The sequence below is a fragment of the Blastococcus sp. CT_GayMR20 genome (assembly GCF_004570345.1).
This window is the reverse complement of sequence record NZ_SPQM01000120.1, coordinates 1-14,997: the sequence shown is the minus strand read 5'-3', so window position 1 is coordinate 14,997 and position 14,997 is coordinate 1. Positions and strand designations below refer to the sequence as shown.

Here is a 14,997-nt window from a genome sequence, read left to right as displayed (position 1 = left end):
GCGTGCTGCTGTTCCGGCTGCTCCCGGCGATCGTCCTGGGCCCGCTCGCCGGCGCCATCGCCGACCGGTTCGACCGGCGCAAGACGATGGTCATCACCGACGTCATCCGCTTCTCGCTCTTCGCCTCGATCCCGATCGTCGACAACCTCGTCTGGCTGTTCGTGGCGCAGTTCCTCATCGAGGCGTTCAGCCTGTTCTGGATCCCGGCCAAGGACGCCGCCGTCCCGAACATGCTGCGCAAGGACCAGCTGGAGCCGGCCAACCAGCTGTCCCTCGTCACCACCTACGGGCTGACCCCGGTCCTCGCCGCGATCGTGTTCGCGGTGCTCACCAGCCTGGGCGGAGCGCTCTCTGACCTGGTGCCCGGCATCGACGAGGTCGACCTGGCGCTGTTCCTCAACGCGCTGACCTTCCTCGTCGCGGCGGTCGTCATCTGGAACCTGCCGTCGATCAGCGGACGGCGGGCGGCCGGGCCGGTGGCCACGCAGGAGACCTTCCTCGGCTCGCTCAAGCACGGCTTCTCCTTCGCCGGGCACACGCCGATGGTCCGGGGCCTCATCGTCGGCATCACCGGCGCCATGGCCGCGGCCGGCGTGATCATCGCGACCGGGCAGGCCTTCGCGAACGCGCTCGGCGGCGGGGAGGCGGCCTACGGGCTCCTCTTCGGCGCGGTCTTCGTCGGTCTCGGGCTCGGCATCGCGCTGGGTCCGAGCATCGCCCACGACCTCGCCCGGGAGCGGATCTTCGGCATCGCCCTCGTCGGCGCCGGCGTCATGGTCCTGCTCATGTCCTGGACCTTCACGCTCTGGATCGCCCTCCTGCTCGTGGTCCTCATGGGCTTCTTCGCCGGCATCGCCTACCTCGCCGGCTTCACGCTGCTGGGCACGGAGGTGGAGGACGAGTTCCGCGGCCGCACCTTCGCGATCGTCCAGTCGCTGGTGCGTGCGGCGCTGATCCTGTCGCTGGCCGTCGTGCCCTTCGGAGTGGGGCTGATCGGCAGGCACGAGGTCGACCTCGGCGTCGTCACGGTCCCGGTCACCGGCGAGCGGATCATGCTGTTCGTGGCCGGGCTGCTGGCCCTGGGCGTCGGTCTCCTGGCCTACCGGCAGATGGACGACGGCCGGCCCGTTCCGCTGCTCGCCGACGTCTACACGGCGCTGCGCCGGGACACCACCGCCCGCCGCCGTCTCGCCGGCGGCGGAGTCCTCATCGCGTTCGAGGGCGGGGAGGGTGCCGGCAAGTCCACGCAGGTGCGCCGCCTGCAGGAGTGGCTGACCAACGAGGGGCTGGTCGCCCGCGCCACCTTCGAGCCCGGCGCGACGCCCTCCGGTGCCGGCATCCGCTCGATCGTGCTGGACCGGGCGCACACCGGGATCGCCTCGCGCTCGGAGGCACTGCTGTACGCCGCCGACCGCGCGCAGCACGTCCACGACGTCCTGCGGCCCGCCCTGGACGCCGGCGAGGTGGTCATCACCGACCGGTTCGTCGACAGCTCGCTGGCCTACCAGGGGGCCGGCCGGACGATCCCGCTGGACGACGTCCGGATGCTGTCCCGCTGGGCGACGGAGGGCCTGCAGCCCGACCTCACCGTTCTCCTGGATCTCCCGCCCGAGGTGGGCCTGGCGCGTGCCCGGGGCCGGGCCGTGGCCGACCGGCTCGAGTCGGAGTCCCTGGAGTTCCACCAGCGGGTGCGGCAGACGTTCCGGGCGCTGGCGGAGTCCGATCCCGACCGCTACCTCGTGGTCGACGCCCGGCAGACACCCGACCAGATCGCCGCCGCGATCCGCGTGCGGGTGGCCGACCTGCTCTCGGGGCTGCCGCTGCAGCAGCTCCCCGCGACCGGTCCGCAGAGGCCGGCCACCAACGGCGCCACCGTGCCGAACGGCCACGTGCAGCCGCACGCCCCGCACCACCCGCACGAGCAGACCGGCCCGACTCCCCAGCTGCACCCATGACGGCTGTCGTCGGGCACGAGGGCGTCTGGTCGGAGGTGATCGGGCAGCCGGCGGTGGTCGCGGAACTGAAGGCGGCCGTCGCCGATCCCGCGGCGATGACCCACGCCTGGCTGTTCACCGGCCCGCCCGGATCCGGGCGCTCGGTGGCGGCCCGGGCCTTCGCCGCGGCGCTGCAGTGCCCGGCCGGCGGTGACGGGACCTGCCACGAGTGCCGCACCGTGCTCGCCGGCACGCATGCCGACGTGCACCGGGTCGTGCCCGACGGGCTGTCGATCGGCGCCGAGGAGGCGCGGGGCCTGATCAAGGTCGCCGGGCGGGCCCCGTCCGGCGGGCGATGGCAGGTGGTCCTGGTCGAGGACGCCGACCGCATGACCGAGTCCGCGGCCAACGCGATCCTCAAGATGATCGAGGAACCGCCCGCCCGCACGGTCTTCCTGCTGTGCGCCCCGAGCCTGCACCCGGACGACGTGCCGGTCACCATCCGCTCCCGCTGCCGGGTCGTCGGGCTGCGCACACCGCCGGTCGACGCCATCGCCGACGTGCTGGTGCGCCGCGACGACGTGGACCCGGCACTGGCCGCCTGGTCGGCGGCGGCGTCGGGCGGTCACGTGGGCCGGGCGCGGCGCCTGGCCCGCGACGAGGACGCGCGACTGGCCCGCAAGGCCGTGCTCGACGTCCCGCTGGCCCTGGTCTCCCTCGCGGCGTGCCTCGACGCCGCCGACGACCTGGTCGAGGCGGCGCAGGAGGAGACCGACGAGGCGACCGCGGGCCTCGACGCCCCGGAGACCGAGGCGATGAAGGCGGCCCTGGGTTACGGCGCGCGCGGCCCGGGCATGGCGGCCGCCGCGAAGGGGGCCGGCGCTCTCAAGGAGCTCGAGCGGCGACAGAAGTCGCGGGCCACCCGGCTCGGACGGGACTCCTTCGACCGCGCGCTGGTCGACCTCGCCGGCCTCTACCGCGACGCGCTGGTGGTGCACTCCGCCGGCGGAAACCCCCCGATGCTGATGCACCCCGACCGCCGGGCCGACGCCGAGGATCTGGCCCGCCGGATCGGTGCTGAGGGCGCGCTGCGCCGCATCGACGCCATCCTCGCCTGCCGGCTGGCGATCGAGCAGAACGTCAAGCCGCGGATCGCCCTCGAGGCACTCACCGTGGCCTTGCGATTGCCCGCCTGACGTTCCCGGGGGAACGGCCCGACCCTGCGTGGAACGACCGTGGCGGTGTCGTACGCTGTGCCGGCACGTCCGCCGCCTTAGCTCAGTCGGTAGAGCATCTCACTCGTAATGAGAAGGTCGTCGGTTCGATTCCGACAGGCGGCTCGCATTCGCCAGCTCACAGGGACGCGCTGTCCGGGCACCCATCACCGCTGATGAAGGTGACCTCGCCCGGCGCCGGCGAGTGGTACGGCCCGACCGTGTCCACGCCCTCGTCCACCGCACCCACCTGCACGCCGTCGACATAGACCTGGACGGCGCCGACGGGCACCTCAGCGGTCAGAGCCGTACCGGCCGACACCGACCCCTGGGCCACCACCGTGGAACCCTGCCGGAACTCCACGTCCAGGAATCCGTCGCCCGGGTCGTCGGTCGAGTGGCAGTAGGCCACGCGCTGCACGTGGGACTCCTCCGGCGATCCGCATCCGGCCAGAGCGAGCGGGCCGAGCAGGAGCACCGCGAGCGGGAGACCGTGGTTGCGCACGCCCTGTCCCTCCGTAGCGATCGACGTCCGGGCGCAGCGTAAGGGCCCTGCCCGATCCCGGCTGTGAGCGACGTCTCCGTTCAGTCCCGGCCCGGATCCGCCGACCTCTCTCCACGGATGACGGTGTGTACGGCTGCGACCGCGGCCGGGCCCCTCCACGTCCGCGGCCGGCGGCACATGCCGGCCCGGGAAGGCACGACCCATGACTCGCACGAAGCGCTCCTCGCGCCTGACCGCCACCGCGCTCGCCGGTGCCGTCCTCCTCACCGCCTGCGGTTCGCAGGGGACCGGGGACGCGAACGGCCCCGAGCCGGTCAGCATCGCGATCGGCGAGCCGGCGGCTCCCCTCGTCCCCGGCAACACCGTCGAGGAGTACGGCACCCAGATCCTCGAGTCGCTGTGGACCGGGCTGGTCGAGTACGGCACCGACGGCGAGGTGGCCTACACCGGCGTCGCGGAGTCGATCAGCTCGCCGGACAGCACCACCTGGACCATCGCGCTCGAGGACGGCTGGATCTTCCACGACGGGTCCCCGGTCACCGCCGGGTCCTTCGTCGACGCGTGGAACTACACCGCCTACAGCCCGAACGGGCAGGCCGGCTCCTACTTCTTCGCCACCGTCGAGGGCTACGAGGACCTGCAGGCGCCGGTGGACGACGAGGGCGAGCCGACGGGCGATCCGGTCGCCGCCGAGATGAGCGGGCTGCGCGTCGTCGACGACCTGACCTTCACCGTCACGCTGAGCCAGCCGTTCGCCCAGTTCCCGGTGACCCTGGGCTACAACCCGTTCTTCCCGCTCCCCGCGTCGTTCTTCGACGACCCGGAGGCGTTCGGCACCCGGCCGGTCGGCAACGGTCCCTTCCGGGCCGCCGGCGCGTTCGTCCCGGGTGAGGGCATCACCCTGGTGGCCGCCGACGGCTTCGCCGGCGAGCGGGCCCCGGCGGTCGACGCGGTCGAGTACCGCGTCTACGCCGACACGGAGACGGCGTACACCGACGCGCTGGCCGGCAACCTCGACGTCGTCCCGCGGGTCCCCGCCGACGCGAGCGAGACCGCGGCGCAGGACTTCGAGGGCCGGTACGCGGAGACTGCGGCCTCCGGCTTCACCTTCCTCGGCCTGCCGCTCTACCAGGAGCGGTACGCCGACCCGCGGGTCCGCCAGGCCCTCTCGATGGCCATCGACCGCGAGGCCATCACCGAGGCCGTCTTCGCCGGGACGCGGGAGCCCGCGGACTCCGTCGTCCCCCCGGCCGTGGACGGCCACCGGGACGGCGCCTGCGAGTACTGCGTCCTGGACGTGGACCGGGCGAACGACCTGCTGGACGAGGCCGGCTTCGACCGGACCCAGCCGATCGAGCTGTGGTTCAACGCCGGCAGCGGCAACGACGCCTGGGTCCAGGCGCTCGGCAACCAGCTGCGCACCAACCTCGGCGTGGAGTACGTCCTCCGCGGTGACCTGGCGCCGGCGGAGTACGGTCCGCTGCTGTTCACGCAGGGCATGACCGGCCCGTTCCGCATGGGCTGGTCCATGGACTACCCGAGCCCGCAGAACTTCCTGGAGCCGCTGTACTCGACGCAGGCCCAGCCCCCGGCGGGCTCGAACACGGCGTTCTACAGCAACCCGGTGTTCGACGCACTCGTCGCGCAGGGCAACCAGGCCACGAGCAGCGAGCAGGCCATCGCCCTCTACAACCAGGCGGAGGACGTCCTGCTCCAGGACCTGCCGGTCATCCCGCTGTTCTTCGACGTCACCCAGTCGGTCCACTCCACGGAGGTCGCCGACGTCGTCGTCGACGTCTTCGGCCGGGTGGACACCACGGCGGTGACCCGCGCGGGGTAGATCTGCCGAACGACCCCAGGAACGCCGACGGCGGCACGTCCCGGAAGGGACGTGCCGCCGTCGGCCTTGCGCTTAGTGGTGCGGGGTCTCGGTCTTGGCACGCTCGAGGGAGTTGACGATCTCCTCCTCGGCGGCCTTGCGGTCGACCCACTCGGCGCCCTCGACCGACTTGCCCGGCTCCAGGTCCTTGTAGGTCTCGAAGAAGTGCTGGATCTCCAGGCGGTCGAACTCCGACACGTCGTTGATGTCCACCAGGTGGGCCATCCGGGGGTCGGTGGCCGGCACGCAGAGGACCTTGTCGTCCCCGCCCGCCTCGTCGGTCATCCGGAACATGCCCAGCGCACGGCACGTGATGAGGCATCCGGGGAAGGTCGGCTCCTCGAGGAGCACGAGCGCGTCGAGCGGGTCGCCGTCCATGCCGAGGGTGTTCTCGATGTACCCGTAGTCCGCCGGGTAGCGGGTTGAGGTGAACAGCATCCGGTCCAATCGGATGCGTCCGGTGGCATGGTCCAGCTCGTACTTGTTCCGCTGGCCCTTCGGGATTTCTACCGTCACGTCGAACTGCACGCGCTTAGTGTGTCCTACGGCGACCCGTTCCATTCGGCGGGTCGCCTTCTTGGGGGGTGGGCACCATCGCGTCGACCGGTTCGACGATCGTCACTGCGAAGACCGGACGGTTCCGCCGGCGTCTCGCCATGGGCATCATCGGGCTCGTCCTGCTGCTCGTCGGCGGGGTCATCGGCGCCGGCATCCTGCTGAACAGCGGTGGGGACGGCGGCGGCACCGAGGCGGTGGCCGTTCCCGAGGCCGAACTCCCCGACCTGGGGGACGCCGTCCCGGTGCTGGCATCGCTGTCCGCCGAAGCGCCCGCGCCCGACCCGACCACCCTCGGCAGCCAGGTGACCCCGCTGCTCACCGCACCCGGCCTCGGCAGCGGCGTCTCGGCCGAGATCGTGGACGTCGCCAGCGGGGACGTGCTCCTCGACCTCGACGCGGCCGACCCCGCCACCCCGGCGTCCACCGCCAAGCTGCTCACCGCCGCCGCGGCCCTCGTCACGCTCGACCCCGCGGACACGCTGGAGACCACGGTCGTGGCCGGCGCCAGCCCCGGCGAGGTCGTCCTCGTCGGCGGCGGTGACCTCACCCTGTCGCGCACCGCCCCGTCCGAGACCTATCCCGGTGCGCCCACCGTCGCCGACCTCGCCACCCAGGTCGTCGCGGCCATGCCCGCGGGGACGCCGGTCACCCGCGTGGTGGTCGACAGCTCGCTCTTCAGCGGCCCGCTGACCGCGAGCGGCTGGGGCCCGGCCGACGCACCCTCCAGCTATGCGGCGCCGGTGACCGCGACCGCCGTCGACGGGGCGCGCGTCAGTCCCGGGTCGGTGGCCCGCAGCGGTCAGCCGGGTCTGGATGCCGGGGCCGCGCTCGCCGACGCCCTCGGCGCACCCGGTGCCACCGTCGTCCTCGGGCAGGCCACGGCGGGTGCCGAGACGCTGGCCACCGTGCACTCGGCGCCCATCGCCCGGCTGGTCGAGCAGGCGCTCTCGATGTCGGACAACATGCTCGCCGAGGCCCTCGCCCGGCAGGTGGCGATCGCCAGGAACGTGCCGGCGTCGTTCGAGGGCGCCGCGCAGGCGGTGACCGAGGCCCTCGCCGAGGCCGGGATCGACGTCACCGGCGTCTCCCTGGCCGACGGCAGCGGCCTCTCCCGGGAGGACCGAGTGCCCGCCGGGGTCCTGACCGACGTCGTGGCGGGCGCTGCCGACGGCAGCCTGGCCGGCGCCTCCGCGCTGCTCTCCGGCCTGCCGGTCGCGGGTTACGACGGCACGCTGTTCGACCGTGGGGACGCCGAGACCGCTCCGGGCACGGTGCGCGCGAAGACCGGCACCCTGCTCGGCGTGCACGCCCTCGCGGGCACCGTCGTCACGCTCGACGGCCGGCTGCTCGCCTTCGCCGTCGTCGCCGACGCGTCCGCCGGTGAGGAGGCGGCCGAGTCCGCGCTCGACGACGTCGCCGCCGCGCTGGCAGGTTGCGGCTGCAGATGAAGACCCTTCTGCCCCCTGCCACTCGCGGGCTCGCGGCGGGCCCCTGCAGAAGGGCCGTACCGTGAGGCGATGAGCAGCGCCTCTTCGTTGGTCGACTGGAATCTCGCCGGACGGACGGCCCGGCGGTTGATGAGCGCCGGTCCCGAGACCACGCGCGACGAGGCCGCCGCCGTCGTCCGGGAACTGCACGAGAAGGCCGCCGTGGCCGTCGCCCACGTCGAAGGCCTCACCGGACTGCGGCCCGCGCCGGGTGGACCCGTGCCGGAGGTCGCCGTCGTCGACCGGCCGGGGTGGGTGGACGCCAACACCAGCGGCATGGCGGCGCTCCTGAACCCCCTGGTCGAGGCGCTCACCGAGAAGCAGGACACCCGGCCCGGCCCGCTCGCCACCGCGATCGGCTCCCGGGCGACCGGGGTCCAGGCCGGGGGCCTGCTCGCCTTCCTGTCCTCGCGGGTCCTGGGCCAGTACGAGATCTTCGGCACCGGCGGCCGGCTGCTGCTGGTCGCACCGAACATCGTCGCCACCGAGCGGAAGCTCGGCGTCGACCCGTCGGACTTCCGGCTGTGGGTCTGCCTGCACGAGGTCACCCACCAGCTGCAGTTCACGGCGGTGCCGTGGCTGAAGGCACACCTCGAGTCGGAGATCGCCCAGTTCGTCGACGCCACGGACCTCGACGCCGACGTCCTGCGCGAGCGCCTGCAGGACGTGCTGCGCAGCCTCGTCGACGCCGTCCGCGGCGGTGACCAGGAGTCCGAGGGTCTGATGGCGCTGGTCCGCGACCCGGCGCAGCGAGCCGTCCTCGACCGCGTCACCGCGGTCATGAGCCTGGTCGAGGGGCACGCCGAGTACGTGATGGACGGGGTGGGTGAGGACGTCGTCCCGTCGGTGCGCACCCTGCGCAAGAGGTTCGCGCAGCGCCGCAAGGGCCGCGGTCCGCTCGACCGCGTGCTGCGCCGCTTGCTCGGCCTCGAGCAGAAGATGAAGCAGTACGCCGAAGGGCGGGTCTTCGTCGGCGGGGTCATCGACCTCGTGGGCATGGAGGGGTTCAACCGCGTCTGGGACGGACCGCAGAACCTGCCGCGCATCGAGGAGCTCACCGCGCCGGCGCAGTGGGTGGAGCGCGTGCTCGGCCGCCCGGCCATCCCCGCCTGAGTTGCCCGGTCCGCCGCGCGCGGTCGCCGAGGTGCGGTCCGCCGTCCGTCCCGGGCTGCGGAGCTCGCCGCAGCCGGTGCTCGTCGCCTGCAGCGGGGGAGCGGACTCCGTCGCCCTGGCCGCTGCCCTGGCCTTCGAGGGCCGCTCGGCTGGTGTCCGCGTCGGCGGCGTCACCGTGGACCACGGGCTCCAGCCCGGTTCCGCGGAGCGGGCCGACCGGACGACGGAGCTGCTGAGGGGCCTCGGGCTCGACCCGGTCCTCGTCTGCCGCGCGGACGTCGGCGCCGGCGGTGGTCCGGAGGCCGCAGCGCGGACGGCCCGTTACGCCGTGCTGTCCGGGGCGGCGCACGCGCACGGGGCCAGGGTCGCGCTGGGCCACACCCTCGACGACCAGGCCGAGACCGTGCTGCTGGGCCTCGGCCGGGGTTCGGGCCCGCGGTCGGTGGCCGGGATGGTCGAGGAGCGGACGGCCGACGGGGTGACGTGGTGGCGCCCGCTGCTCGCCGTCCGCCGGGACGCCGCGCGGGAAGCGTGCGCCGACCAGGGCCTGCCCGTCTGGGACGACCCGTGGAACGCCGACCCTGCGTTCACCCGCGCACGGCTGCGGGCCGAGGTCCTGCCGCTGCTCGAGGAGGTCCTCGGCGGCGGCGTCGCCCCCGCCCTCGCGCGCACGGCCGCCCAGCTGCGCGAGGACCTCGACGCCCTCGACGACCTCGCCGCCGCCCGGCCGCGGGACGTCGACCTGCGGGTGGACGGCGTCGCGGAACTCCCGGCAGCGCTGCGCCGCCGGGTGCTGCGCCTCTGGCTGATCGACCGGGCCGTGACGGACCTGCAGGCGGTGCACCTGGCCGCCGTCGACGCGCTCCTGACCCGCTGGCGCGGGCAGGGCCGGGTGGACCTGCCGGGCGGCGCAGGCGTCGTCCGGACGTCTGGCAGGCTGGTCGTGCTTGCCCCGGGCGATCGGGGGAGCCAGCACCACGATGCGCCGCCAGACCCCGAGGAGCCCCCAGCGTGAGCGAGCCTGCGACCAGTTCCGGAGCGTTGGGACCCGATCACGGTTACGGCCCGGACATCTCCCACGTCCTGCTGAGCGAGGAGCAGATCCAGGGGAAGATCGGCGAGCTGGCGGCGCAGATCGCCACCGACTACGCCGGCAAGGAGGTGCTCCTCGTCGGGGTCCTCAAGGGCGCCGTCCTGTTCATGAGCGACTTCGCGCGGGCGCTCCAGCTGCCGACGCAGATGGAGTTCATGGCCGTCTCGTCCTACGGGTCGGCGACCAGCTCCTCCGGCGTCGTGCGGATCCTCAAGGACCTCGACCGCGACATCACCGGCAAGCACGTCCTCGTGCTCGAGGACATCATCGACTCCGGCCTGACGCTGTCCTGGCTGCTGAAGAACCTGGGCGGCCGGTCGCCGGCCTCGCTCGAGGTGTGCGCCCTGCTGCGCAAGCCCGACGCGGTCAAGGTCGAGGTGCCGGTGAAGTACGTCGGCTTCGACATCCCCAACGAGTTCGTCATCGGCTACGGGCTCGACTACGCCGAGCGGTACCGCGACCTGCCCTACATCGCGACGCTCAAGCCCGAGGTCTACGCCTGACGCGCCTTCTCAGCAGCGGGAACCCCATCGGGTAACGCAGCGCTCGTGTCCAGGGAGTCCACAGGCTCCCCGGTGTACCGTCGATCGCGACGACGCTGCTCCCGGCGCCGGGGTCCACGCCCGGATCGCAGGCGGCGTCCCCGGACGCTCAGGAGGGTCGACGGGCAGGCCGGCCCCCCGGCGCCCGGCATCGGTGTATGGAACGTAAGAAGATCTTCCGCTCCGTGTGGTTCTGGGTCGTCCTCGTCGTCCTCGTAGCCCTCACGTTCTCCTCCTTCTTCCGCGGCAGCGGCGGCTTCACGGAGGTCTCGACCTCCGTCGCCCTGGAGCAGTTCCGCGAGGGCAACGTCGCGTCGGCGACGATCAACGACAAGGAGCAGACGCTCGACCTCGACCTCCGGAACGAGGTCGACGGCAGCGACCAGATCACCGCGTCCTACCCGCTCGGCGCCTCCGAGGACGTCTTCGACCTCGTGACCGGCGCCGGCGACGCCTCCGCGGTCGACTTCGACACCAACGTCACCCAGGACAGCCTGCTGGTCAGCCTCCTGGTGAGCTTCCTGCCGTTCCTGATCCTCCTCCTGCTGCTCTTCTGGCTGTTCAACTCCATGCAGGGCGGTGGCCGCGGGGTCATGGCCTTCGGGAAGTCCAAGGCCAAGCAGGTCACCAAGGACACCCCGAAGACGACGTTCGCCGACGTCGCGGGCGCCGACGAGGCCGTCGAGGAGCTGCACGAGATCAAGGACTTCCTGCAGAACCCGGTGAAGTTCCAGGCCGTGGGCGCGAAGATCCCCAAGGGCGTGCTGCTGTTCGGCCCGCCCGGCACCGGCAAGACGCTGCTGGCCCGTGCCGTGGCCGGCGAGGCCGGCGTCCCGTTCTTCTCGATCTCGGGTTCGGACTTCGTCGAGATGTTCGTCGGCGTCGGCGCCAGCCGCGTCCGCGACCTGTTCGAGCAGGCCAAGACCAACGCGCCGGCGATCATCTTCGTCGACGAGATCGACGCCGTCGGCCGGCACCGCGGCGCCGGCATGGGTGGCGGGCACGACGAGCGCGAGCAGACGCTGAACCAGATGCTCGTCGAGATGGACGGCTTCGACGTCAAGGGCGGCGTGATCATGATCGCCGCGACGAACCGGCCGGACATCCTCGACCCCGCACTGCTGCGCCCGGGCCGCTTCGACCGGCAGATCGCCGTCGACCGCCCCGACCTCCTCGGCCGCAAGGCGATCCTCTCGGTGCACGCCAAGGGCAAGCCGCTCGCGCCGGACGTCGACCTGGAGACGGTCGCCCGCCGCACCCCCGGCTTCACCGGCGCCGACCTGGCGAACGTGCTCAACGAGGCCGCCCTGCTGACCGCCCGCAACAACGGGTCGCTCATCAACGACGCCACCCTCGAGGAGGCGATCGACCGCGTCATCGCCGGTCCCGAGCGCAAGACGCGGGCGATGAGCGAGAAGGAGAAGAAGGTCACCGCCTACCACGAGGGCGGGCACGCTCTCGTGGCGCACGCGCTGCCGAACCTCGACCCGGTGCACAAGGTGACGATCCTGCCGCGCGGCCGCTCGCTCGGGCACACGCTCGTGCTGCCGACCGAGGACAAGTACACGCAGACCCGCTCGGAGATGATCGACACCCTCGCCTACGCCCTCGGCGGGCGGGCGGCCGAGGAACTCGTCTTCCACGAGCCGACCACCGGCGCCGGCAACGACATCGAGAAGGCCACGACGATGGCCCGGGCGATGGTCACCCAGTACGGGATGAGCGCGAAGCTCGGCGCCGTCAAGTACGGCAGCGACGCCGCCGAGCCGTTCCTCGGCCGCGACATGGGCTCCCGGCCGGACTACTCCGAGGCCGTGGCCGCCGACATCGACGCCGAGATCCGGGCGCTGATCGAGGCGGCGCACGACGAGGCGTGGGAGATCCTGGTCGAGTACCGGCACGTCCTCGACCAGCTCGTGCTCGAGCTGATGGAGAAGGAGACCCTCTCCAAGGAGGACATGGCGCGCATCTGCGCCCCGGTCACCAAGCGGCCGTCGCTCGCGCCCTACAACGGGTTCGGCAAGCGGACGCCGTCCGACCAGCCCCCCGTGCAGACCCCGGCCGAGAAGGCCGCCTCGAACGGGTCGGTCAACGGGCACACGACCGGGAGCAGCACCCCGGTGGGCGATGTCGGGGCGCCCGCGCAGCGATGAACGACGCTGACGGGGCCGGTCGGGTCGACCAGGACCGGGCGGCCGCGGCCGTCCGCGAGCTGCTCATCGCGGTGGGGGAGGACCCCGACCGCCCCGGGCTGCAGAACACCCCGGCCCGGGTGGCCCGCGCGTACGCCGAGACCTTCGCCGGCCTCGGGCAGGACCCGTACGAGGTCCTCGCCACGAGGTTCGACGAGGACCACGACGAGCTGGTGCTGGTCAAGGACATCCCGATGTACTCGACCTGCGAGCACCACCTGGTGCCGTTCCACGGGGTCGCGCACATCGGCTACATCCCGGGTGAGGACGGCCGGGTGACCGGGTTGTCGAAGCTCGCCCGCCTGGTCGAGGTCTACGCGCGGCGCCCGCAGGTGCAGGAGCGGATGACCGGTCAGATCGCCGACGCGCTCAACGACGTCCTCAAGCCGCGCGGCGTCCTCGTCGTCATCGAGGCCGAGCACCTCTGCATGGCCATGCGGGGCATCCGTAAGCCGGGCGCGACCACCGTGACCTCGGCGGTGCGCGGCATCTTCCGGGACAACGCGCCGACCCGCAGCGAGGCGATGAGCCTCATCCACCGGCGATGAGCACCCCGCTCCCGCGCCCCGGCCGGTGCGTGGTCATGGGCGTCCTCAACGTCACGCCGGACTCCTTCTCCGACGGGGGCTGCTTCGCCGATGCGGCGGCCGCCATCGAGCACGGCCTGGCGATGCACGCCGCGGGCGCGGACTACGTCGACGTGGGTGGGGAGTCCACCCGCCCCGGGGCCGACCGGGTCGACATCGACGAGGAGTGCCGGCGGGTCATCCCGGTGATCCGTGAGCTGTCCGCCGCGGGGGTGCGCACCAGCGTCGACACGACCCGCGCCGAGGTGGCCGAGGCCGCGATCGTCGCCGGGGCGACGCTGGTCAACGACGTCAGCGGCGGGCTGGCCGACAAGAACATGGCCGATCTCGTGGCCGAGGCCGGCGTCCCCTGGGTCCTCATGCACTGGCGGGGGCACAGCCGCGAGATGTACGCGGCCGCGCGCTACGGCGACGTGGTGACGGAGGTGTGCGCCGAGCTCACCGCCAGGGTCGAGGACGTCGTCGCCGCAGGTGTCGCCCCCGAGCAGCTCGTGCTCGATCCCGGACTGGGCTTCGCCAAGCGCGGCGAGCACAACTGGGCGCTGCTCGCCCACCTCGACCGGCTCGTCGCCCTCGGGCTGCCGGTGCTCGTCGGCGCCTCGCGCAAGACGTTCCTCGGCACGCTCCTCGCCGCGCCGGACGGCACGGCCCGCCCCGCCGAGCAGCGGGACGACGCGACGCTGGCCACCACCGTGGTGGCCGCACAGGCCGGCGTCTGGGGGGTCCGCGTGCACGACGCGGCGGCCTCGGTCGACGCCGTCCGCACCGTCGAAGCCGTGCGGGCCGTCCGTGGCTGACCAGCACCGGACGCCGGACCGCATCGCGCTCCGCGGGATCCGTGCCCACGGACACCACGGGGTCTACGCGTTCGAGCGCGAGCGCGGTCAGGTGTTCCGCTGCGACGCCGTCCTCGAGCTCGACACCGTCGCGGCGGCCGCCGGCGACGACCTCCGGAAGACGGTCAACTACGCGGAGCTCGCGAAGGGGCTCTACAGCGTGCTGGCCAGCGAGCCGGTGAACCTGCTGGAGACCCTCGCCCAGCGGCTGGCCGACGTCTGCCTCGCCTACCCCCTGGTCGACGCCGTGGAGATCACCGTGCACAAGCCGCAGGCCGAGCTCGGCGTCCCGTTCGACGACGTGAGCGTCAGCATCCGCCGGGAGCGGGCGTGAGCCGGGCGGTGCTGTCGCTGGGCGCCAACCTCGGCGACCGCGCCGGCGCGATCCGCACGGCCATCAGCGCGCTGAAGGACGACGGCCTGGTGGCCCGGTCCACGCTCTACGAGACCCCGCCGTGGGGACCGGTCGAGCAGCCGCCGTACCTGAACGCCGTCGTGGTGGTCCGCGGCCCGAGGGACGCCCGCGGGTGGCTCGACCGGGCGCACGAGCTCGAGCAGGCCGCCGGTCGCACCCGTGACGTGCGCTGGGGGCCCCGCACCCTGGACGTCGACGTGGTCACGGTCACCGGGGACGACGGCACGCCGGTGGTGTCCGACGACCCCGAGCTCACGCTGCCGCACCCGCGGGCGCACGAGCGGGCGTTCGTCCTGCTCCCGTGGGCGACGCTGGAGCCCGGCGCGGTCCTGCCGGGGAGGGGCCGGGTGGCCGACCTGCTCGCCGCGCTGCCCGCCGACGACCTGCTGGCGGTCAACCGCTGGGACCACCTGCATTGAAGCCGGTGAGACGGGGCGATCTCGTCGTCCTCGCCGTGGGCCTCGCCGTCGCCGCGTGGCTGATGGTGCGGGCCTGGTACGGCGACCTGCCGGCGCTCGACTGGTGGCTGCCGACGCCCCTGGCGGTGCTCGCCGTCGCCGAGGCCCTCGGCGCCCGCACCCTCCGGGCCCGCCTGGCCGCGCTGCGCAGTGCCCGGGCGGCCGCGAGCCGTCCCGGCCCTGC

General features: G+C 73.1%; 15 protein-coding genes and 1 tRNA gene. 14 read left to right on the top strand and 2 right to left on the bottom strand.

The genetic code is table 11. From position 1 onward, the window contains the following. From tmk to E4P40_RS21175, 3 genes are all read left to right on the top strand, one after another. Positions 1 to 1,955 (top strand): dTMP kinase (gene tmk / locus E4P40_RS21185; RefSeq protein ID WP_135160440.1); only part of this gene is annotated, 1,955 nt, incomplete at its 5' end. Then, entirely contained in the window at positions 1,952 to 3,130 is a 1,179-nt protein-coding gene (locus E4P40_RS21180) for a DNA polymerase III subunit delta' (protein WP_135160439.1), read from the top strand. The genes tmk and E4P40_RS21180, both read left to right, overlap by 4 nt. 71 nt (positions 3,131 to 3,201) lie before the next feature. Further along, positions 3,202 to 3,274 (top strand) — tRNA-Thr (locus tag E4P40_RS21175). 13 nt (positions 3,275 to 3,287) lie between these two features. Here E4P40_RS21175 and E4P40_RS21170 read toward each other — a convergent pair. After that, positions 3,288 to 3,653: a hypothetical protein gene (locus E4P40_RS21170; protein WP_135160438.1), complete on the bottom strand. Its 366-nt coding sequence runs from the start codon at positions 3,651 to 3,653 to the stop codon at positions 3,288 to 3,290. Between the two features lie 202 nt (positions 3,654 to 3,855). On the opposite strand from E4P40_RS21170, the gene E4P40_RS21165 reads away from it, so the two are divergent. Beyond that, positions 3,856 to 5,493: an ABC transporter substrate-binding protein gene (locus tag E4P40_RS21165; RefSeq protein WP_135160437.1), complete on the top strand. Its 1,638-nt coding sequence runs from the start codon at positions 3,856 to 3,858 to the stop codon at positions 5,491 to 5,493. Positions 5,494 to 5,565: 72 nt separating this feature from the next. Here E4P40_RS21165 and E4P40_RS21160 read toward each other — a convergent pair whose 3' ends face one another. After that, positions 5,566 to 6,060: an inorganic diphosphatase gene (locus tag E4P40_RS21160; RefSeq protein ID WP_135160436.1), complete on the bottom strand. Its 495-nt coding sequence runs from the start codon at positions 6,058 to 6,060 to the stop codon at positions 5,566 to 5,568. 56 nt (positions 6,061 to 6,116) lie between these two features. Here E4P40_RS21160 and dacB point away from each other — a divergent pair, with 56 nt between their 5' ends. The 10 genes from dacB to E4P40_RS21110 form a co-directional block, all read left to right on the top strand. Beyond that, complete coding sequence (dacB, locus tag E4P40_RS21155; protein ID WP_135160435.1) at positions 6,117 to 7,538, top strand: D-alanyl-D-alanine carboxypeptidase/D-alanyl-D-alanine-endopeptidase; 1,422 nt, start codon at positions 6,117 to 6,119, stop codon at positions 7,536 to 7,538. A 69-nt stretch (positions 7,539 to 7,607) separates the two neighbouring features. After that, positions 7,608 to 8,690, top strand: coding sequence for a zinc-dependent metalloprotease (locus E4P40_RS21150; protein ID WP_209305449.1), 1,083 nt, complete (start codon positions 7,608 to 7,610; stop codon positions 8,688 to 8,690). A gap of 1 nt (position 8,691) precedes the next feature. Then, positions 8,692 to 9,705 (top strand): tRNA lysidine(34) synthetase TilS, encoded by a 1,014-nt coding sequence (tilS, locus tag E4P40_RS21145; protein ID WP_135160434.1) that lies wholly within the window; start codon positions 8,692 to 8,694, stop codon positions 9,703 to 9,705. After that, positions 9,702 to 10,286: a hypoxanthine phosphoribosyltransferase gene (gene hpt / locus E4P40_RS21140; RefSeq protein WP_348519653.1), complete on the top strand. Its 585-nt coding sequence runs from the start codon at positions 9,702 to 9,704 to the stop codon at positions 10,284 to 10,286. Before tilS ends, hpt begins: the two co-directional genes overlap by 4 nt. A 197-nt stretch (positions 10,287 to 10,483) precedes the next feature. Then, on the top strand, positions 10,484 to 12,478 hold the full coding sequence (ftsH, locus tag E4P40_RS21135) for an ATP-dependent zinc metalloprotease FtsH (RefSeq protein ID WP_135160433.1): 1,995 nt from the start codon (positions 10,484 to 10,486) through the stop codon (positions 12,476 to 12,478). Further along, complete coding sequence (gene folE / locus E4P40_RS21130) at positions 12,475 to 13,065, top strand: GTP cyclohydrolase I FolE (RefSeq protein ID WP_135160432.1); 591 nt, start codon at positions 12,475 to 12,477, stop codon at positions 13,063 to 13,065. The genes ftsH and folE overlap by 4 nt, the downstream gene beginning before the upstream one ends. Further along, positions 13,062 to 13,901, top strand: a complete 840-nt coding sequence (folP, locus tag E4P40_RS21125) for a dihydropteroate synthase (protein ID WP_135160431.1) — start codon at positions 13,062 to 13,064, stop codon at positions 13,899 to 13,901. Before folE ends, folP begins: the two co-directional genes overlap by 4 nt. Further along, the gene (gene folB, locus E4P40_RS21120; protein ID WP_135160430.1) at positions 13,894 to 14,274 is read left to right on the top strand and encodes a dihydroneopterin aldolase; all 381 of its coding nucleotides are present in this window, start codon (positions 13,894 to 13,896) and stop codon (positions 14,272 to 14,274) included. The genes folP and folB overlap by 8 nt, the downstream gene beginning before the upstream one ends. Further along, a complete protein-coding gene (gene folK / locus E4P40_RS21115; protein ID WP_135160429.1) occupies positions 14,271 to 14,774 on the top strand; it encodes a 2-amino-4-hydroxy-6-hydroxymethyldihydropteridine diphosphokinase in 504 nt (167 codons plus the stop codon). The genes folB and folK overlap by 4 nt, the downstream gene beginning before the upstream one ends. A gap of 5 nt (positions 14,775 to 14,779) precedes the next feature. Further along, positions 14,780 to 14,997, top strand: a 218-nt coding sequence (locus E4P40_RS21110; RefSeq protein ID WP_245160481.1) for a DUF3180 family protein, incomplete at its 3' end; no start/stop codon positions are given.